Source organism: Candidatus Uabimicrobium helgolandensis (assembly GCF_041508025.1).
GTDB classification, from domain to species: domain Bacteria; phylum Planctomycetota; class Uabimicrobiia; order Uabimicrobiales; family Uabimicrobiaceae; genus Uabimicrobium; species Uabimicrobium helgolandensis.
The window spans coordinates 7,674,899-7,695,415 of the sequence record NZ_CP165719.1 but is presented as its reverse complement, the minus strand read 5'-3'; the positions used below and the strand labels follow the sequence as shown (position 1 = coordinate 7,695,415).

Annotated in this window: 14 protein-coding genes; 7 read left to right on the top strand and 7 right to left on the bottom strand. The window is 36.3% G+C overall.

Going from position 1 to position 20,517, the window contains the following annotated elements:
• Nucleotides 1-88 precede the first annotated feature (88 nt).
• Nucleotides 89-1,882, bottom strand: a complete 1,794-nt coding sequence (locus UABHE_RS28455) for a M14 family metallopeptidase (RefSeq protein WP_372366716.1) — start codon at nucleotides 1,880-1,882, stop codon at nucleotides 89-91.
• A gap of 103 nt (nucleotides 1,883-1,985) precedes the next feature.
• Between UABHE_RS28455 and UABHE_RS28450 the strand changes: the two genes are divergently transcribed.
• The 3 genes from UABHE_RS28450 to UABHE_RS28440 are packed head-to-tail and all read left to right on the top strand — an operon-like array spanning nucleotide 1,986 to nucleotide 4,554.
• Entirely contained in the window at nucleotides 1,986-2,918 is a 933-nt protein-coding gene (locus UABHE_RS28450) for an ABC transporter ATP-binding protein (protein WP_372366715.1), read from the top strand.
• The gene (locus tag UABHE_RS28445; RefSeq protein ID WP_372366714.1) at nucleotides 2,915-3,751 is read left to right on the top strand and encodes an ABC transporter permease; all 837 of its coding nucleotides are present in this window, start codon (nucleotides 2,915-2,917) and stop codon (nucleotides 3,749-3,751) included. Before UABHE_RS28450 ends, UABHE_RS28445 begins: the two co-directional genes overlap by 4 nt.
• On the top strand, nucleotides 3,748-4,554 hold the full coding sequence (locus UABHE_RS28440; protein ID WP_372366712.1) for an endonuclease/exonuclease/phosphatase family protein: 807 nt from the start codon (nucleotides 3,748-3,750) through the stop codon (nucleotides 4,552-4,554). The genes UABHE_RS28445 and UABHE_RS28440 overlap by 4 nt, the downstream gene beginning before the upstream one ends.
• Nucleotides 4,555-4,904: 350 nt before the next feature.
• On the opposite strand, the gene UABHE_RS28435 is transcribed toward UABHE_RS28440, so the two are convergent.
• From UABHE_RS28435 to UABHE_RS28410, 6 genes are all read right to left on the bottom strand, one after another.
• Entirely contained in the window at nucleotides 4,905-7,928 is a 3,024-nt protein-coding gene (locus UABHE_RS28435; protein ID WP_372366711.1) for a tetratricopeptide repeat protein, read from the bottom strand.
• A 202-nt stretch (nucleotides 7,929-8,130) separates the two neighbouring features.
• Nucleotides 8,131-9,012, bottom strand: a complete 882-nt coding sequence (locus UABHE_RS28430) for a hypothetical protein (protein WP_372366710.1) — start codon at nucleotides 9,010-9,012, stop codon at nucleotides 8,131-8,133.
• Nucleotides 9,013-9,015: 3 nt separating this feature from the next.
• A complete protein-coding gene (locus UABHE_RS28425; RefSeq protein ID WP_372366709.1) occupies nucleotides 9,016-9,585 on the bottom strand; it encodes a YceI family protein in 570 nt (189 codons plus the stop codon).
• A gap of 508 nt (nucleotides 9,586-10,093) precedes the next feature.
• Nucleotides 10,094-11,170: a WD40/YVTN/BNR-like repeat-containing protein gene (locus UABHE_RS28420; protein ID WP_372366708.1), complete on the bottom strand. Its 1,077-nt coding sequence runs from the start codon at nucleotides 11,168-11,170 to the stop codon at nucleotides 10,094-10,096.
• Nucleotides 11,171-11,576: 406 nt separating this feature from the next.
• Nucleotides 11,577-12,899, bottom strand: a complete 1,323-nt coding sequence (locus UABHE_RS28415) for a S8 family serine peptidase (RefSeq protein ID WP_372366706.1) — start codon at nucleotides 12,897-12,899, stop codon at nucleotides 11,577-11,579.
• Between the two features lie 51 nt (nucleotides 12,900-12,950).
• Nucleotides 12,951-13,475, bottom strand: a complete 525-nt coding sequence (locus tag UABHE_RS28410; protein ID WP_372366705.1) for a hypothetical protein — start codon at nucleotides 13,473-13,475, stop codon at nucleotides 12,951-12,953.
• A 579-nt stretch (nucleotides 13,476-14,054) separates the two neighbouring features.
• Here UABHE_RS28410 and UABHE_RS28405 point away from each other — a divergent pair.
• From UABHE_RS28405 to UABHE_RS28390, 4 genes are all read left to right on the top strand, one after another.
• On the top strand, nucleotides 14,055-16,322 hold the full coding sequence (locus UABHE_RS28405; RefSeq protein WP_372366704.1) for a neutral/alkaline non-lysosomal ceramidase N-terminal domain-containing protein: 2,268 nt from the start codon (nucleotides 14,055-14,057) through the stop codon (nucleotides 16,320-16,322).
• 153 nt (nucleotides 16,323-16,475) lie between these two features.
• Nucleotides 16,476-17,888, top strand: a complete 1,413-nt coding sequence (locus tag UABHE_RS28400; protein WP_372366702.1) for a TM2 domain-containing protein — start codon at nucleotides 16,476-16,478, stop codon at nucleotides 17,886-17,888.
• Nucleotides 17,889-17,896: 8 nt separating this feature from the next.
• A complete protein-coding gene (locus UABHE_RS28395; protein WP_372366701.1) occupies nucleotides 17,897-19,306 on the top strand; it encodes an McrB family protein in 1,410 nt (469 codons plus the stop codon).
• A complete protein-coding gene (locus tag UABHE_RS28390) occupies nucleotides 19,282-20,481 on the top strand; it encodes an McrC family protein (RefSeq protein WP_372366700.1) in 1,200 nt (399 codons plus the stop codon). Before UABHE_RS28395 ends, UABHE_RS28390 begins: the two co-directional genes overlap by 25 nt.
• Nucleotides 20,482-20,517: the final 36 nt, after the last annotated feature.

Sequence of the window (20,517 nt, the reverse complement as noted above, 5' to 3'; positions counted from 1 at the left end):
CATTATTACCGCAAAATAATAATGATGGAACGCTATACATGAGTATTTAACTATATTTATTGTTCTATGGTGTCAAACAAGCTAAATCTTACTTTTCAATTCCTACAGGATACATTTGCCAACGCGTGTCGAAATATGGCGTTTGTTGATAAAACCATTGTAGTTTTTGATGTGCGCCTGCTTTGGGATTTTCGGCGCAGTATTCTTTAAACTTTTTCACTAGTTGTGGATCTTTATCTAGCATTTTTTGTGCTAGTGGTTCCATTACATACGCTTCGATATATTCTGTGCGTTGAAAGATTTCCAAGAAAAACCCCCATTGGAAGAACGAGTCGGGACTTTTTGGTTCTAAGAGTAGTATGACTAAATCTCCGAGATCTTGGTCCGTTGAAATTCTTACCGAACCTTTTGGAAAAAGTTTTTGAGTTGTTTGCATTTTCACTTCTACATTTTTTACCTGAATATGTCCCTCAAATGGTGTTCCCAGTTTATGATTTGTAATACTATACATATCTACTTCCACTTTCTTGGCTTGCGAAATGGTTTCCATTTTTACTCCATGAATTTTCAGGCGATGGATGACTTCTTTCCAGCTTGGTGAAATCCAATATGCTTTTGGACGATCTACTTTGTGTTTTGCTCCTGGTGTACGATATACAGGAATGTTCATTTCTTCTGCTTTACCTGTCCACTGGACTATCTTGCTGCCGGTAATTGCACTTTGCTTATGGGTAAAAGAGACGCCACGAAAGTCAGTGTTTTCGCTTTTAACATCAGGAAGCCAATCTATGACTACTTGTTGTGGACGTTGTTTTTTGTCTTTGTTTATTGCTGTGCGTAGAGAAGTACTTTCTTTTCCTAGAAGTTTCATTGTGCTTTCTAAAAGAATATAAGTTCCTAATACGCGTTGTTTGTATGGCTTAAGTGAATGATTTTCAACAAGAATTGTCGGAAGGTCACGTACATCTCCGTAACCATTAGAAAAACGTTGTAAGGCGGTCCAATCTTGGACCCCGTCGTATATATTGCTACCGTTCATTGCAAATACCAGTGGGCCAGGAATATGCCCTGACGCTGAGAGATCGGTAGAGACATGAGGGGTAAATTTTTTGTTTAGCCACTGCGCTATATTGGTGGCGTAGCACTCGGTTGAGATAAAGCCTCCACCATTGTAACCAAAAGTAATGTCGTATTGATAATCTGCGCCATCAGTTACATGAATATCGAAATAGAGATCTGGTTTCCAGTTGTTGATCACTTTTATCAGAGATTGTAACTCTGGAGTATCTAGCTTTGCGTAGTCTCTGTTTAAATTGAGATTTTTGGCATTAGTACGCCAGCCACATTTGTGTGGACCACGTTGATTTACGCGATTAAATAGAGAAAAATTTTCGTGACCATCGACACTTAATATTGGGATAAATAGTAGATGACAGTGGTCTAAGAGATCCATTTTATTGCGAAAAGCCATATCGCGTAGAAGCATCATTCCTGCATCTTTCCCATCAATCTCACCTGAGTGAATACCTGCTTGTGCGAGAAAAATTGCTTTGTCACTTTTGGTTATTTTTTGCGGAGTGAATAGTTGCTCTTTAGAAGCAACTAGCATCCAAATTTCTCTTCCTTCATCGCTTTTGCCAATAGAGTACATATGGAATTGCGGAATCCTATTTGCTAGGTTGTGCATCCACGCTATTGTTTCTTCGTAACGTGGGGTTACTGCAAATTTAGATTTTTCTATAGGGGTAATTTCAGAGTGGTCATTTGCTACAACTAATTTTTCGCTATTTCCTTGCCACGGAATTTCCGGAGGGAGAGGAAGAGATTCGATCTGGGCAATAATTGGCATTATAAAAGCGCACAGTAAAAGTAACCATTTCATATTTTATCCTTTGACTATTTCGGGAATCGTTTTGCAAATTACTGATAACAATTGTATGGTAAAAACAGCATAAAACATAAAAAATATTTATAAAGGTATGAGAATGGAATCCACGGATATTCTAGTGACGGCAAAAAAAATACATCATGTATATGGTAAACGCCAAGCGTTAGCGGGTGTAGATTTTGATATCTATAAAGGTGAAATACTTGCCCTTGTTGGAGCAAACGGTGCGGGAAAAAGTACTTTGCTTAAAATTCTTGCCGGTTTTTTGCGACCAACGCAGGGTAAAATAACAGTCTTTGATTGTAATCCTTATTCTCAACGTGAAATTGTAATGCGCAAGGTGCGTTTTGCTTTTGCACCTCCACCACTGTATGATAACTTAACTGCTTGGGATAATATTCAATTCTTAGTGCGCTTAGGATTGCCAAAACAAGAACACCCTAGCTGCGAAGATATGCTTAAAGTACTCAAACTTGTAGGCCTTAGAGATCGTTTGGATGATCGCGTTTCTGGTTTTTCTTTTGGTATGCGTCAGCGCCTTATTTTGGCTCAGGCACTTCTCCCTATGCCCAAACTTCTCGTCTTAGATGAACCAACAGATGGATTAGATCCTCTTGCTATAAGAGAACTTCGCGATCTACTCTGTAGATTGCGCGATGAGCATGGAGTGACGATTCTCCTTTCTAGTCATTTGTTGTCAGAAATTGAAAAAATAGCTGATCGCGTTTTATTTATTCATGAAGGCAAAACTATTTTTTATGGTGAAATAACAAAGTTAATGAAGAAAAAGTCGACGCTCGAAATAAAAATAGAAGGTGACACGACAAGCATTGCCCAAATGTTTCCTCAAATGGAAATCGCAAGTAGTGATACATTTCTATTGCCTGCTGAAACGATTAGCCTAGAAGAAATGCGTGTTAAACTACAGGAATACAATATAAAATTGTGCGAATTTCATCACCGTAAAATTTCGTTGGAAGACGCTTTTTTGAAAGAACTACGCGCGATGTCGCAAAAGGAAAAAACATGATCTGCAAATTTGAATATCACAAACTAAAACGCTCTCATCGCCCTTTTTATTCAATGTTATCGATTATTCTGTATCTGTTTTTTATTTTGTTTGGTTTTTATACATACGCTCAAACCCAAACAGGTGGACAGGTAAATTTTCGCTATACTTTTGAAAATAGAAGCTACTTTAATGGACTTACTTTTGCATTGTATGCTTTTTACTTTGCAGTAATGATGGTTCTCCCCATTTTTGCTGCCACCGAAGGAGGAGCACAGGTTGCGGGAGAAACTCATAATCGCACTTTGTATTTAATGCTTGCCCGCCCTTTGTCGCGTTCGCAGATATTTTTTAGTAAGTTATTTGTTTCGTTTTCATATTTGTTTTTTTTAGTTGGTTATCTATTGGCGTTTGCCTTACTCACAGGTTTAGTGTTTGTTGGTTGGGGAACTTTAAATCTCTATCCCGGTGTGTTGCAGATGAGTCATGTTCATCAAAGTCTTTCGCAAAGCGAAGCGTTGAATTCTTTTGCTTGCGCTTGGGTTTTGGCGAGTGTCGCACTTAGTGCTCCTTTAGCTCTTAGCTTTCTTTTGTCTACTTGGATTCGCAATCCTCTAAATGCAGTATCAACCTCTATTGCTTTGTACTTAATTCTTTATGTGATGAGTGAAATTCATTTTTTTGTAAAATTACGCCCTTATTTTTTTACTTCCTATATGGGATTTTGGCGGGAGGCTTTTCGGGAAGAAATATTGTGGGGTCAGATCTTCCAAGATGGGGCTAAAATATTAGCTTTTACTTTTGTTTTCCTTGCCTTGGCTTATCGTCGTTTTCGTTTAAGGGAAGAAATATGAAAGCCGAAATAGTTTTGTGGTCCCTCGCTATTTTTATGGGTTTTTATTCTTACACAAGTTCGCAAATCACTGAAAAGCATTATAGATTTTCGAAGATGAATAAACAAGATTTGCGAGTTATTACTTGGAATGTTGGAGGAAGCTCCGGTGAGAAAGGTAATGCACTTCGTTATGAGTTCATTCCGCGCATTGTTAATACAATCAAAAGTTTACAGCCTGATATTATATTTTTACAAGAATTAGTAGGTCGCCACCAAGCAGAAAGCATATCTTATCAACTTCGCGGTTGGCGTTTTATTGTAGCCAAAGGTTCTAATCGCCAAACGGCTATCTTTTTTAAAAACGGATTTATTCGCAATGCGCAATCTATTCCTGCTGAACCTAGACATTTTGTTATCTGTGATTACTATCATAAGAAGCGCGTTGTCTCTTTACTTGGTTTACACGCTAGCGCTTATTCTGCAAAACGTCGTAATACAGTTATTGGTTATGCTACTGATACATTACGCCAAAAGAAAACCAAGTATAAAATTCTTGCAGGCGATTTAAATGTTGATATCGGTCTTGATAAGCGCCATGATCTGTTTTCAGATAATGAACAGCTCGATGTGGAGACTTATAATTATGCTGCAAAGTTTTTTAAGGACACAACTCTTTTAACCGGAAATACCGCTGAACCAGATAGGCGTTTAGATTATATTTTTGCTAGTGGTTTTGTAGTAAAACGAGGTGGCCCTATTTTAAATGTAAAAACCGGTGACATGGACCACCATCCTGTTGTTGTCGATTTGAATTTTGAGTAAACTGCTTGTAATTCATTTTACAAAAATGGCAAACATTATATTAGAGGTAGAATTTACAAAGGTTTGCGATACCCTCCTGCTTGGCTAGGCCAACTGTCCTCCCACGAAAAACCTACGTATGTTTCTTTGAAAAAATAACGAAATTGGAAGTTAAAAGGAGCAATTTAGCGCCTTAAAATAATTTTATAACAGGCTCTTAAGTACTTCAAACGGAGGTTGTGTTTTTTCAGTTCTTTTTGATATATGTAAACTCCCCCGTGGGGGAGTAATCGGCTTTAGCCGATGCGGGCATCGCAAATCAGTAAAGTTTCTACGTTTGAGCTTCGGTTGAAAATCAATGTTCCAGAGGATTAGTCTTCATCGTTGTCAAGATCATCTAAAGATGGTAGAGGGATTTCGTCTAGCCGCCTTTGTATTTCCATCATCGGATTTTCATTTGATTTTTTGGGAAACTCTAAACTCATTGATCTCATTTGGCTAACCATATGAGGTTTTTCTGACGAAGTAGGCATTTGAAGGTTTATGCTATCTGACATATGAGAAGATGCTACGTGCATAGTTTCTTGCATCATCATATTGTTTTTTAAATTTTGGATTTCTTGCATAGTTGGAATAGCTGATATATCACCGCGCACGATCATTTGTTCTAATTCTTCTTCATTTACCTGTAGCTCGTTCATTGCTCTTTGTCTTAATTTTTCTGCGGATTTTTCGTCTGAGTCAGAAGGATTAATAATAAAAATCGGCTCTATATTTTCTTCAGTATCTTCAATTGTGTCAAAAGGTAGAATGTTCTCAGGAGTACTAATAAACAATTCAGAGTTCATTAGATTATTTAAGGCTTCGCGTTCTTTTGATATACTAAAATTGTTCATAACAACTGTTTGTTGCATCATTCGTTCGGATTTTACATTTTCTATTTCTTCGTCCGTTGGTGAGGTCGATAATTTTCCCGTTTGGATGAGATGGCTTAGATCACGAGGATCTATTTGTAGTTTGCTCATTGCCTTTTCGCGCGCTTTTTCAGTATCACCTAATGAATTTGTTGCAGTTGGTAATGATGGACTTTTGGTTGTTGTCGTTTCTATTTTTTTAGCATCGCCGAGTGAGCTTATTGTAGTTGGTAATTGTGAACTCATGACCATTGTCGCTTGCATCATGCGCTCGTTTTTTATGTCCTCAATTTCTTGTGTTGTTGGGCAACTAGATAATTTACCTTGTTGAATAAGCACTAAAAGTTCTTGAGGTTCTATTTGCAAATCGCTCATTGCTCTGTCACGAGCTTTTTCTATTTGTTGAGGATTTTCCGTGTAAGTATTTACATTTGGACTTACATTAAAAACCGGAACTACAATTGTTTGTTCCATCATGAGTTGTTCACATAAAGCTTCGATTTCTTGCGGCGTAGGATACTCAGATATTTTTCCTTGTTGCATCAGTTCATCGAGATCAGTTTCACTAACTTGTAATTTTGATAAAATCTCATCTCTCGAAAGAGGTTCTTCTACATGTAAAATGCTGCTAGGCATTTGTAGATCATCTACATCTTCTTTCATGCGTAGTTTGGATATACGATTTTGTATTTTGTTTACTTGTTCGTTATCTTGTAAACTACGAAAATAACCAATGCTCATTTCATAAAAATCTATTGCTTGTGTATATTGCTCTTCCATTTCGCATACAATGGCAAGATTTTTACTTGTGGTCGCTGCGTTAACTAAGTCTCCTGTAAATTGAGAAGCTTGTAATGACTTTAAGAAATACTCTTTTGCCTGTGAGTAGTTTTCGAGTAACCTGCTAGTAACTCCTAGGTTATTCCAACAGACAATAAGACTATTTTTATCTCCTAACGCTAATGCAATGTCTAGAGCTTTGGAGTAATAGTGCAAAGATTTATTACTGTCCTTTAAGCGCCCGTGTATGTTTCCAATGTTGTTTAGTTGCGCGCAAACGGTTTGTTTGTCTCCGACTTTTTGGGAAATTTGTAAGGCACTTTCGTAGCACAGCTGGGCTTTATCGTAATCCTCCATGTAAAAATGTGCCATGCCTAAGTTGTTTAAAGCAATGCCTTCGCCTTTTCCGTTGTTAATTTGTTTGTTTAATTTGGCTGAGTCTTTGTAGTAAGATGCTGCATTAAGGTAGTCGCCTTTAACACGGTGCACTTTACCTATGTTATTCAAGTACACACACAAATTTTCGTAATCGTTTTGTTCGCGAGCAATATTCTCGGCTAGTTGATAATGACTTAGTGCTTTATCGTATTGTCCCCATATACGATAAATACCACCACAGTTGCTTAAAGATGCTGCTAGCCCACTTTTATTTCCGCGTTCTTTACACACATCAATTGCACGCGCATAACAATCATGCGCTTCTTGTAGTTGACCGTTATGGTAGAGTAAATTACCTATAATTGTGCAAGCTTCTGATTCTTGTACGTTTATTTCAGCCCAGTCCTTGAGCTCTTTTTTGAGCTTTTGGTTTTTTTGTTTTTGCCATTCTTGCTGTTCTTCGTAAGTACAGTCAATATTTACAAGCGATTCTTCTGGAAAAAGCCCCTTGAATATTTGAGGGAAAATACCATGAATCGCTTCTCCTCTTGCCCCGTACATATCTACTAATTTTTGGACATTAGAATTCACTTCTTCGACAAAATCGTCTTTTTCGACAAAATGCCAATAAAAACCTTGTGCTCTCTCTTTACATGAAATTAACTGTAAGTAGTCGAGATCTATTTTTAAGTCTGCGCCACTATACCCCCAAAAGATAAAGCTATAATGTCCTATGAGAGTACGAATTGCTTGGCTTTTTATAAACGATAGACCTTTTGCTTCCTGTTCAACTGTCGATGTAATGGTTTCAGGTAATGTTATACATCCGTGAAGCTTTAGAACGATGACTTCTTGTTTTTCATCAAATAGAGAGAACTCTTCTTCTGTACGGCAAACGTAAAAAGGCACATTCTCTTTGCTTAGAGCTTCTTCGATAAATGTATCAAAATTTGTAGTAATGATATGACGTATAAGACCCTCACTTGCCATTTTCGCTAAATACATATGATTGATATTGGGCTTGCCGTCTTTTAAAGCGCGAAATGATTCAAAATACCCTTTGCAATTCGCCGATATTTCTGAAGCAACCACCTCCGGCGTAATTCCTTTTTCTCCTGGTTCCGCAATTGTAGGTGTAGATAGTAATGGTGGTAAGTATAGCGAAAGTAATTCATTTTTTGCGGCTATAGATTCAAGGGTGAAATCACGTAGCTTTTTCCAATTAGGTAGTCCAGCGGGAGGTTCTAAACTAATGCCCGCACCGCAAAAAAATACGGCTTTTTTATTTTGTATTTTTTGCAAAATTTGCGTAGAAATATCCATATAGCCTCTAAATCTTGATGCTTGTAAGTAACTTATTTGTGAAGGATTAAAAATGAGATATTGTCTCGGTATGTAAAACTTTTGTGGCTCACTTTAAATCAGCATTGTATTTATTATAAGGCTTTTAAGAACAAACTACAAATTGTTTTGGAAGTAATCTGCTAAACATAGTTTAGCAGATCATGTATATTACGTTTAAAATCTAAACATAATATTGATAAGCGATGAGTAGCGCGATGGAAATTGGTATGAATACAAAAAATATACTTACTAGTGAAATCACCAGAGGAGGATATTTTTGAATTGCTTTTAGTTGTGCTCCCCACGCAAATATAGGGGCAAAAATTACTAATGTAAATGGAGTCAAAGGCGTATCTGCTGCTAAATAACCATTTACAAGTAGGCCGGGAAGTAAAATAGCCAAGAAATAAACACCACTACTTGACCACGAAATCTCACGAAAAACTATTCCTACTACAAACATCGCCATTGACATGGCTGAAATTGCTCCACACAATTGCGCCATTTTGGCGTTTGCCGACAGAACTAAGACGACACTACACGCAACAGCAAGAAAAAAGCAAATTAATGAAAATGTTTTCCCTTTTACTACTTTGGTCAAACTTTCTAAAATAGCAAAGAGAGCTATCGCTGTAGCGGCATATCCTATACGCCAATACCATAGCAGTGCACTACTTTCTCCCTCGTCGACAATCCATTCTGGAACAATGAGCCACCCTGTCACTAATGCACTGATAGCGATGAAGGTAAATTTGGAAGTATTATTGTTTACAAAGTTATGGGTGAATGCCGGCAGCGCAAGTATAAATGAGATGTAGATTAACCAACTATCCGACTCATAGTCTTCTAAGTTAACGGGGAAACTGGGAATATCTCCGACGATTGCCCAATAGGCAAAAGCATATCCTCCAGCCAATCCTAAAGCAATACTCCAATAAGCGTTTTTTTGCAAACTATGGATATTTTCGCGCCAAGGCCGTGCGCAAATAAGCACAACCACAGCGCAAATTGTCGCTGGAATTATAGCCCCGAATAGTTGCATTTTTAAAAACTCAGGATTCATAATTTATTTGCGGATTCCTTCAACGTCAGCCGTAATATGCACTTCGTCGGAAATACCACCTATCATATATTTCATACCAAAATCGCTTCTTTTAATGGTAAAAGAGCAAGAAAATCCGCAACGGTAACCACCCCAAGGGTCTTTGCCTTCACCAACAAGTTTTGCGTCAACAGTTATTGTCTTTTTCTTGCCGTGCATTTTCATAGTGCCTTCAACGATAAACTCATTTTTTGAACCTTCTTTTTTCTTGAAAGAAGTACTTTCAAAACTTAGAGTTTTGTACTTTTTCACAAAGAAGAAATCTTTTCCACGTAAATGGTCATCGCGTTTTGCGCTATTAGAATCGATGCTTTTTGCAGCTATTTTTATAGAAATAGAGTTTTTACTTGTGTCATTTGCGTCAAAAGTAAAGTTACCCTTGAAGTCGTTAAAACGACCGTGGGTATAGCTTACGCCAAGGTGTTTTACTTTAAAAGCCATCATCGAATGCGATGCGTCAACTTTGTACTCATCTGCTGAAATAGTTGTAGCGAACATTATCGCAACAAAGGCAAAACATGTTAAAAGTTTCATTAAAATCTCCTGTATAATTTTTTTGTTTGGTTCGGATTATTTTTTACTTTGACCCTAGCCGTAGTTGTAGTCGTAATCGCGTTTAAAGAAAAATATCTGTAGCTCCTTTATAAGAGAGCAAAAAATGGCCATGGTCACGGTAACAATGACAATTATTACAACGATTACGAGAGGTTGTATCAATTATAGAATACAAATGAAAATGCACTTTTTTCTAATTGATGACACGTCCTACTTACTCAATAATTATTGTACAAAATTATGTGTTTCGCAATATAAAAAATTATTGTAATTTAAACAGTTGAAAATTGTGGTTGTGTACGCTTGATTATGATAATTCAAGTTATTACCTGCTATTATTCTCTGACCTTTATGATTATTCAATGTACACAGCATGAAGTTAATGAGGTATTATCATATTTAATTTTGTAGAGATCTGGTTTATAGCCACAATCTCAAAAATAGAATAGCACGGTTTTGTGTCTTTTACTTTTTCTTTTTCTTGTACTTATGGGTTATGCCAAAATTCAAAGATAGATTTTGTGCTTTTAAATACTCCCTCTGAAGTTGCAATTATAACATGGCGACCATCAGTGATTATGTTATTTAAAGGTTTTTTAGCTAAGCTACCAAGAGCAACCTCTACCCATTTAGGATTATGTGAATCCATAGTTACAAATACGTGACTATCGGAAAAGAATGTACCACCCATTCCTGATCTTTCGTGAGTGCCCATTACTGCCGTAGAAGTAGAGAAATTGTGAATTAAGTGTAACCCTACGATAGAACGTTGTGATTTATGAGAAGATACAGATTTCCAGTCACTACCTTTAGGAAATTGTGGTGTTTCTTGGTACGATTTAAATATACCACTTGAAGTTCCTGTAAAACGTTCACCAGTAATATTGTTGTTACTGAGTAAGCGTATTTGTGGTACGTTAGAAAAACCGACATTTAAGTTTTTCCAGTCGCCATATCCTGTTTTAGAGCGCAAAACTCCTTTACTTGTTCCGAGTAAGACATCCCCATTTTGGTCGGTGGTAACTACGTTAATACTGTGGTCATCAAATGTTTGATGAACTAATGACCAGCTTGTGCCGCCATTATCGGAACGATAGCATTTTGATGATGGATGCTGAGGTCGAAAATCACTAAGGACAATAAATATTCTGCTTGCATCGATAGATATACTTTGCACTGTTCCTCTTGCAAAGTCGGGCCAGTCTGAAGTAATGCCCTGATCTATTCGCGACCAGCTTCTGCCGCGATCACTAGAAAGAAGTAATAATGTTGAATTGTTGTTACTCTTATGATGTGAACCGAGAATAATCATTTGATTGAAAATGGCAATTTCATCAATACCATTTTCCATTTTTACATTAACTGTTTCCCAAGAATTTTTTCCCTTTAAAGATGAAAATAATTGACCACTTTTTGTTCCGGCCCAAATTTTTTTCGCAGGAAATCCTTCTTTTTCTTTAGCAAATGAAATAGTATCATCAGGAAGTGAGATTTTTTGCCAGTTGTTTGCAAAAATATTTAGTGATAATACAAGGATTACACTTATTGTTATAAAAGTTTTCATATAAGCCTCTTCAGTATAAATAACGAAACAATCAAAATGGTTATTTCGTCGTAGCGTTGTTAAATATGTGAATGATTTGTTAAAAGTATATTCACCCATTGGCTTTTGTTATTCTTTAGCTACACAGTTATAATTGTGCACCTATTGTACTAGAAAATAATGCTTTGCAGAGAGCGAGTATTACTTTTGTCAAGCAAGTCACTTAAATACCTCATTTTTTTATTGTACTAACTTTTAAATATTGTAAAACACAATAATTCAAATGGTTGTTATAGTTATATTTTATAGAATGATATTTTGACTTCTTGGCTAGTGTTGTTACTGAGGATGGACTTTTTTGTTGAAAAGTGAAGGAGTGATTGTACCTATGTAGCTTAGAGGTTATAACCTCTAAGCTACAAGAGTTTTATGGATTTTGTTGTAGTGTAGGGAGTTTTGCAATAGCACGAGGTAGATTAATTAGGCCACTTCCAAAATTATTGTCCTTACCACTGTCTCCTAAATCTTGCGCTGTGACTTCTAGTGCCTTGAGTAAAACACTTTGCTTTGTTTTAGGTTGATAATATAGTAGTAATGCCATTGCACCAGCAACGTGAGGAGTTGCCATTGATGTCCCTGAGATTGTGCGGGTGTTATCAGTGCCACCGATCCAACAAGATGTCACATCTACTCCTGGAGCTACGATATCAGGCTTTATGTATGGTTCTCCATACTTAATTACTGGACCACGGCTACTAAAAGGAGCAATCCAATTGCGAAAATTAGTTGCGCCTACAGTGACGACATCTTTTTGATCTCCGGGAGCGTCAATCGTACTTTTAAAGTGCCCACTGTTACCTGCTGCAACAGCAAAACGAATTCCGAGAACAAGAGCATTGTCAAAAGCGTCGCGTAAAACTTGCTTTATTGGAGACGGTCCTCCTAAGCTCATACTTACAATATCAACAGTTTGGCCGTTTTGATTAAATTCTGCGACATATTGAACACCGCTAGCGATATTTCCCCAAGTACCCCCACCATTTTTAGCCATAACTTTTACGGCAAGAATTGTTGCTTGTGGAGCAACGCCGAATGTTGTTCCTGCTACAGTTCCAGCACAGTGCGTTCCATGACCATTGTCGTCCATGGAGTCGTCGTCATTGTTGGCAAAATCGCGACCATTGATAACACGGTCCTTTAGGTCATTGTGCAAGTAATTTACTCCAGTATCGATGACTGCAACAAGAACACCTTTACCAGTATTACCACTTTCATTTACTTTTTTTGAACCAATTTTTTCTAATCCCCATGTGCTGCGCTGTGGTGTGCCTTCAAAATACTGAACGAACTTATGTTCTTTATCGAAGAAAATATGCTTTACCTCAGGTTGCAGAGCTATTTCGCGAATAGCCGCAGGAGAAGTTGTCATTGTTACCATGTTACTGATCCAGTACGATTTGTAGTTTTGCACTGGAAATTTACGCGTAGCACAAAGTGAATGTAGCCAATGTTGTGTTTGTTGTGCGCGGTTTTTCATTGTTTGTACAACTGTGGAGTGAAAGTTTACAGCGGAACTAGATATCGCCATTTCGCTAACGATTTCAGAGCACTGGAGACGATCTTTCAAGACAATAATGACTGCGACAGATTGTTGTGGATCACGTTCTATTTTTTGTTCTAGGGTTTGATCAATAACGTTTGCAAATACCACAGATGTTGTAATTGCAAAAATAACCATTAGTTTTTTCATATTTTCGCTTTCTTTTCTCTGACCTATTTAAAGTGGTTTCTATAGTATGTTTTAATATTTTGTGCAAATATCTTTTTTCGTTAAGCATCGTTCTATATTTTTTTGATATAAATCAATTGATTTACTGCTTAAACAATAAACAATTACTTGCTTGAAGCATTTAATGGCCTCGTCATATTTCTTTTGAAGCTCTTTCATAATACCCATTTCACAGTAGATTTTTTCTCTGTTAATACCAGGCACTTCTAGTGCTTTGTTGAGTAGCTCTTCTAGTTCTGCGAATTTTTGACATGTAGATAATAAAACAGCGTAGTTTAAGTATGTTGCTGGATACTCTGGAGCATAATCGATAGCTGTGCGATAATAAAATTCGGCTTTATTATAATTTTGGTATTTTGTTTCAAACAGATAGCCTAGGTGATTGTAAGCTCTACCATATTCAGGGAAACGATCTGTTATTTCATATAACAATTTTAGAGCATCTGTAAAGTGGCCATCTTTGATTTTTTGATCGGCTTCAAAAAACATCTGATCAGCTTCAAATGTTTGATCAAAATAAGAAGCTCCTTCAGTCATGATTTTCTCCTTGTTATTGTTTTAAGTGACCAGTAAAAATATTTCTGTCGGTTACTTCGGATTAGCAAGAACTTCTAAATTGAATAACTTGAGTTATTTTAGATATTGACACTCTCTATCTTAGAAATATAGCAAAAATACATTACCGTTGCTAGAAATTCATCTACTTTTTTCGCGAGTAGATGTTGTTAAAAATTTGTAGGCTTTTGTTTCTCCTACTTAAGGAGTGTCCCTATTTATATAGATATAATTCAATTATGTTACAAAAACCTAAATAGAGACGCGTTCAGGTAACTTGACAAAAGTTTTACTTTAAATTAGAGTATATTTTATATTAGCAAGTTACTTGCTAATAATAAAAAAATATTGTTGTGTGATAGTCGTCGTTTATTTTATATGAAAACCGTCGTCTGTTATAGGCAATAGATTATATTAAATAATAACTTGGTAAGGTTAAATTACGCAGAGCAGGACAACAACAAGTTGTTGCAAACGTTCATTTGTTTGGGGCGTATCTTATATTTTCTTTACGATACATTTCGAAGACAAACAATTTTGAACCTTTACATGGAGATTATAGTGAAAAAATTTTTAGTTATTCTAGTCGCAATTATTACCTGTATTTCTGCTGAAAATTTTAAGGTTGGTACAGGAGTATATGATGTTACAGGACCTGCAGGTGATGTGACCATGGCAGGTTTTGCACGTACAGATATGCTAACGGGTGGTATTCATACTCGTTTGCGTGCGCGTGCGTTTGTTGTTGAAGCGTCAGGAAAACGCGTTGTTTTTGTATGTGCTGACTTATTGGCTATTCAACAGGGTGTAAAGCTGAAAGTTATTGAAAAATTACAGAAAAAATATGGTGATTTATATTCAGCAAAAAATGTAATGCTAAATGCAAATCATACTCACAGTGGACCAGGTGGTTATGCGTGGTATACACTTTATTATACTTATATTTTAGGTTTTAGCCAAAAGAACTTTGATACAATTGTTGATGGGATTTGCGAAGCGATTACCCGCGCGCATGACAATGTGGCACCAGGCCGTATTTTTATGGCGCAAGGTAAACTTGAAAATGCATCTATCAATCGCTCTTTAGAAGCGTATGAGGCAAATATAGATGCGAATCAACATGATTCTGTTGACAAAACAATGACTGTATTGAAATTCCAGCGTATGGATGGTACTGAAATAGGTGTTATTTCGTGGTTTGGGGTGCACACTACTTCTGTTTATTATTCACATCCTGACTATGGAAATGACGAAGGAGATCGCTATACTAATAGATTAATAAGTAGTGATAATAAAGGTTGGGCTGAGCGCTATTTCGAAATGAAAAAAGGCACAGACTATAAGAAAAAAGATACTTTTGTTGCTGCTTTTGCAAATGGTGCTCTTGGTGATGTAAGCCCAAATATTGTTGGAAACATGGATGGTGGTGGAATTAACGATTATGCAAGTTGTGCTATTTCTGGTAAAAAACAATTCAGTAAAGCGTGGGAGTTGTACAACAGCGCAATGACAGAACTACAACCACGTGTAGATTATCGCCACAGATACTCTGATTTTTCAAAGATGACAATAAAAGCAAAGTATACTGATGGACTACGCGATTACAAAACCACTTTTGGCGCAATGGGAATTAGTTTTACTGCTGGTGTTGAACGTGATGGACCTAGTGATCTTCCTTACATAAAAGAAGGTCTATACAAAGGTAAATATGATCCAACACACGGTACCAAAATTATTTTTCTAGAAACAGGAAAATTACCTGCTCCATGGACACCAAATGTTCTTTCTGTACAACTTTTTACTATTGGAAAAGTGGCGGTTTTTGGTCTACCAGCTGAAACAACTACTCATGCTGGGCGTCGTATTCGTTTAGCAGCTGCAGATGAATTGGCTAAAGTGGGAGTAGACACTTTGGTACTCACTTCCCCAACCAATGCTTTTGCAAGTTACGTATCTACTCGCGAAGAATATAATCAACAACATTATGAAGGTGGCTCTACTCTTTTCGGTCAATGGACCTGTGGAGCTTATCAACAGTTGTTTAACGAACTAGCTGTAGGACTTGCTAATAATAGCGAAGTTCCTGATGGGCCGACTCCTGAAGATTTAACTGGACAACAACTCTTACTTGGTGAATCAACATATGACATGCCTCCTACCTGGGGAAATTATGGAGATGTTGCTGAAAAGATGCCGCAACAAGTAGAAAGACTTAGCGTTGCAGAAATGGTATTTTGGGGAGCAAATCCTCGTAATACGTTCAAAACCAATGATACATTTTTTACAATTGAACGCAAAACAGAAAGTGGTTGGGAAGCTGTAAAGTATGACTACGACTTAGATACAGCATTTTTCTGGCAAAAAGCCGGAGGACATCAATCACATATTCGTATTATGTGGGATATTCCTGGCGACACAGTTCCTGGTGTTTACCGCATACACCATAGTGGGCGCGCAAAAGGAGCATGGGGCAATTATACTGATTACTCTGGTTATTCTAATGAGTTTGAAGTTATTCCATCAAAAAGCTTGTGGATTTCTCATTGTTATGCACAAGGTAACCAAATTCATTTTCGTTTGGAGTATCCAGGTGCTACACAATATGACCTAGGGCACAGTGAGAAGTTTGTTACCAGTGGTAAAGTTAAATTTACTATCAATGGTAAACGCAACAAAGTCTATGAAGCGGCGCCAAATAAAAGCAAAGGTATGGGGTATTTTGTTGGTCATGTAGATGAAAAACCAACAAGTATAGTTGTACCTGAAGGCTACGCCCAAGATGAAGAAGGCAATGGTAATTCTGAATTTTCTACTGGTCGTCTGAAGTAAAATTTTTATCAAACCGCAAACAAGTTTACTTGTTTGCGGTTTATTTTTTAGGGAGTGTAAAACACAGAGTGAGACAAAATTTACGCACCTTAATGTTTTACCAGTTTGTAGTTATTTGTAATTCTTACTGTGATTGGTCGAGTAGGAGAGTATATGGATTCTAATGTTGATTTTGAAGAAAAAGCTCACCAAAAAATAACATATGTAAAAGCGTACTTAGCGTGGTTATTTGGTGGGTGGATGGGAATGCATCGCTTTTATCTAGGGAAGTGGTTTAGCGGTGGTGTATATATGGTGTCTTTTGGTTTCTTTTTTATGGGTTGGGGAATAGATTTTTTCTTGATCCCTTTTATGGTGAAAAAGCAGCGTGAGAAGTTAGCTGAAAAGTTACGTGTACAGGCGGAGTGGGCTAAAAAAATTGCTGAAGCGAGTGGAGATGAGGCTATTGTATTCGAAGAAAAACTAGCTCCGTGGGCTGGAAAGTCGGATTGGAAGTCATATCTTGAATTTCCTTTTCGCCTCATGTTTTTCTTTTTTGCGCCAATGTTGTTCACTTACATTGCCCTTGCTCAAGGGAACTGGGAACTGATTTTGGTTATGGCTGTTATTTTAATTGCAACTAGTTTTATTTATTCTGTGCAAAGAATAATACACTTTCACCCTGAGATAGAAAAAATTCCTTTACTTAGTGATGCTCTTAGTACATTTAAAAAACTACATGCTTATTACATGGAAAATAAACCGCGCAATTTTTTATTTTATGTGGGTTACTTTGTTTTTGGCTTTTTATCTATGCCTTTCTCGAAGAAAACGCGTGAGGAGTTTAGTTTATATAAGAGTATTATTTTTGGTATATTTGCTCTTTTAATTTTGGAAACAGTACTTTCTTATAATTCTGTTTACCCTCCGTATCTAAATGTACAAGAAGCATTAGGAGTACTTCTTGCGGAGTTCTTTCTTTTGTTCTTCATGATCATTAGTTTTATGATGCCGATGGTCACAACTTCTTTTTCATTAAGTTTATCTGGCAAACACAATATGCTACGGTTTTTAACATTTATTGGTATCGGATTTAGTATATTATTAGCTGTTTTTGCTTACACAAAAGGCGATTTAAGTGAATCGGCATCAATGGCAGATACAATGAATTTTGAAGCGCGCATGAAAAACAAAGATTTTCGCACAGATATTACTACTAGTAGCGAAATGTTTCTCTCTTATTACGGGCAAAAGTCTAAGATTAAACAAGTCGCATCTGTAAATATACATGTTGATGAAAGTATGACAGAGCTGTATCGACGTAATTTAGAAGGGTTTGTTGCTGGGAATGAAACTGCCTTGGTACACGTTTTTGTTATTGAACAACCAGGTGAACATCTTGTCTTTGGTATTCGTTATAACAATAGAATCTTGTTTTTAGTTGATCACAGTGGTGAAGTATATAAAAATTGGCGCCGTGTACCACAAGTTATACAGGATATGTTTGAAGAAAAAATTCTTATGCCTTTAGGTGACGAAAAATATCGCTGCGTGGTAAAAAAAGGTTTGATTACCGATTTATATTGAGGAGTATTATGATTTCTGCGAATGATTATTTTAGCGTAGAAACTTTTACACTACTAAAAACTCTACATGAAGAAAATAGTGTAGATTTTTATTTAGCAAATAGCGAAATTTTTAGTAATGCAGTACAGGATCCTTTTCAAAGCATTTTCTCGGAGGTAGCTATGCGGTTACCTCTAGCACTAAGGAATTTATTAGTTACAGATAAAGATGTTTTTTGTCGTTCAGGAGAGGATAATCGCAATCTCGATTTTTATTGGGGAGCGTTTAATTTCAGTGGCGACAATTGCAGTGTCAGACTGTTTATGTGGATTAATCACGAAATGATACAGTTTGGTTTGTGCTCAGGAAATTATAATAAGGAGAAGCCATGGGCTTTACCTAAAAAAATAAATTCTAAGGCGCAAACAAAACTAGAACAAAAATGCAAATCATGGTTACAAAACCCTGGTAATAACCTAGAGCTTTCTACTGTATTGGAGAAAAAGGAAGTTCTCTCTACCGACAGGGAGCAGTTTATTTTACGCATATTATCTACGTTTAGTAATATTTATGAGTACTTAATTTCTTTTGATGATTCTTTTGAAATTAACGAAACGCAACCTAATTATACAATCAAACAGTGCGCTGCTGACACACATATTAGTGTTAAAAAAATATCAACGTGGTTAAAAGCAATAAAACACAAAAAACAAGCGATTATTTATGGCCCTCCAGGAACAGGAAAAACGTACTTAGCAGAGCGTCTTGCGCGAACTATTCTAAGTAACGCTACAGGTGTGTGTACAACAGTTCAATTTCATAGTAGTTACAGTTATGAAGATTTTATTCAGGGACTACGCCCTCAAGAAAACGGTTCTTATAGTGTAACGAATGGCACTTTTATAAATTTTTGCGACGAAGCTAAAAGGAATAACTGTGCAAGTGTTTTAATTATAGATGAAATCAATCGTTGTGCAATTGATCGCGTATTTGGTGAGCTAATGTACCTATTAGAATATCGTAATCGCAGTGTTACATTACTTTCAGGGCAAAAATTTACAATCCCTGAGCAAATATATATTATTGGTACAATGAATACCGCAGATAAATCTATTGCTATTTTAGATTATGCGTTGCGTCGTCGTTTTGCGTTTATACCTCTTTATCCTGATTATAATTTAATACGTAAATTTAAGTATCGTAAAAAATGTAACCTAAAAGTCTTGATTGAGACATTACAAAGTTTAAATGAAGAGATTTCCGATCAGAATTTTCAAATTGGTACTTCATTTTTTTTGATAAATGATTTACTCGATCACATTGAAAACATTTGGCGTTTCCAAATAGAACCATATACAGAAGAGTATTTTTTTAATGAATTGCATCGAGTGGAAAAGTATAGGTGGAGCAAAATTTGCAAAAAAATTATGCAGATTTGACAACGGATATTGTAATGCGTGAATATGAAACCGTTTTTCTTGCGAAAAATCTTTTAGCTCCGCATTTAGCTGAAACCATATGGAGTAAATACTCTAGTTATTTAAATGTCGATTTTCCTAGCATAAAAAACGAAGAACGTTGGAAAATAACTGCTAGAGGTTGGGTCGGTTATCTTGCTGTTTCTGATAGAAGCATTATTATTGAACCTAAAGTTGATATTGAGCAATTTTTCGAAATGGTAGAGTGTGCTTTTGATATTCGTTTACGTGTTTTTGATCACTTAGTAGAGTGTAATTCAGTAAAAGCATTTTATAATTTTTTAGCACAAATGCTCATTGTAAAAATTCGCAAGATAAAGCATCTTGGCCTTGCAAGATCTATAAAAGAAAAAGAAGAATGGTTGCCACATGTTCGTGGAAAAATATTATTGAATGAAGACTGGAAAAAAAAACACTGTTCGCGAGTGCGTTTCTACGATTCCACTGTTGATAATTTTGATAATCAAGTTTTAATAGCTACCTTGAGAGTTATTTTGTGTAATGCTAATTGTTTTGCTCAAGTACAGCAACAGGCTCGCGAAATGTATTACTGGTTATGTAAGCACGTAAAAAATGTGTCTATTGCAACAGAAAAGATTCTTTCGCACTTACAACTAGATTATCACTATAATCGTTTAAATGCGCATTACGAACCAATTCACGCTTTATGTCGTTTCTTTTTATCACACACAGCTCCTTACAAAGGAAAAGGCACAAGCTCAATTACCTCTTTTTTAGTGAACATGCCTTACCTATACGAAAAATTTGTCGCTAATTGGTTGAGACGCAATTTACAATGTGGCTTAAGGTTAGCAACAAAAGAAAAAATTTTACTAGGTGAACAATGCTTTTTGTTTGTTATCGATATGGTTTTGTACAAAAAAAATATGCCCTTCTGTGTTATCGATACTAAGTATAAAAATGTAAAAAAACCTCCTCACTCAGATATTTTTCAGTTGATTTCTTACGCAAAATTATGTAAATGTTCGCAAGCGGTTTTGGTATATCCTTGTATTTTAGAAAATCCTATTGATCAGCAAATAGGAAATATCCGTATACGCAGTATCTCTTTTGTTTTAGATAAAAAACTAGATATAAGCGGAAAGAGTTTCTTACAAGCTTTAGTTGGATCGTGATTGTTTCTTTAACTGGAGAAAACCGTGTTCGTAGCC

What these genes read in the sequence shown, in the direction of transcription:
- UABHE_RS28455 (WP_372366716.1), bottom strand. Translation starts at nt 1,882, where the DNA reads ATGAAATGGTTACTTTTACTGTGCGCTTTTATAATGCCAATTATTGCC.
- UABHE_RS28450 (WP_372366715.1), top strand. Translation starts at nt 1,986, where the DNA reads ATGGAATCCACGGATATTCTAGTGACGGCAAAAAAAATACATCATGTA.
- UABHE_RS28445 (WP_372366714.1), top strand. Translation starts at nt 2,915, where the DNA reads ATGATCTGCAAATTTGAATATCACAAACTAAAACGCTCTCATCGCCCT.
- UABHE_RS28440 (WP_372366712.1), top strand. Translation starts at nt 3,748, where the DNA reads ATGAAAGCCGAAATAGTTTTGTGGTCCCTCGCTATTTTTATGGGTTTT.
- UABHE_RS28435 (WP_372366711.1), bottom strand. Translation starts at nt 7,928, where the DNA reads ATGGATATTTCTACGCAAATTTTGCAAAAAATACAAAATAAAAAAGCC.
- UABHE_RS28430 (WP_372366710.1), bottom strand. Translation starts at nt 9,012, where the DNA reads ATGAATCCTGAGTTTTTAAAAATGCAACTATTCGGGGCTATAATTCCA.
- UABHE_RS28425 (WP_372366709.1), bottom strand. Translation starts at nt 9,585, where the DNA reads ATGAAACTTTTAACATGTTTTGCCTTTGTTGCGATAATGTTCGCTACA.
- UABHE_RS28420 (WP_372366708.1), bottom strand. Translation starts at nt 11,170, where the DNA reads ATGAAAACTTTTATAACAATAAGTGTAATCCTTGTATTATCACTAAAT.
- UABHE_RS28415 (WP_372366706.1), bottom strand. Translation starts at nt 12,899, where the DNA reads ATGAAAAAACTAATGGTTATTTTTGCAATTACAACATCTGTGGTATTT.
- UABHE_RS28410 (WP_372366705.1), bottom strand. Translation starts at nt 13,475, where the DNA reads ATGACTGAAGGAGCTTCTTATTTTGATCAAACATTTGAAGCTGATCAG.
- UABHE_RS28400 (WP_372366702.1), top strand. Translation starts at nt 16,476, where the DNA reads ATGGATTCTAATGTTGATTTTGAAGAAAAAGCTCACCAAAAAATAACA.
- UABHE_RS28395 (WP_372366701.1), top strand. Translation starts at nt 17,897, where the DNA reads ATGATTTCTGCGAATGATTATTTTAGCGTAGAAACTTTTACACTACTA.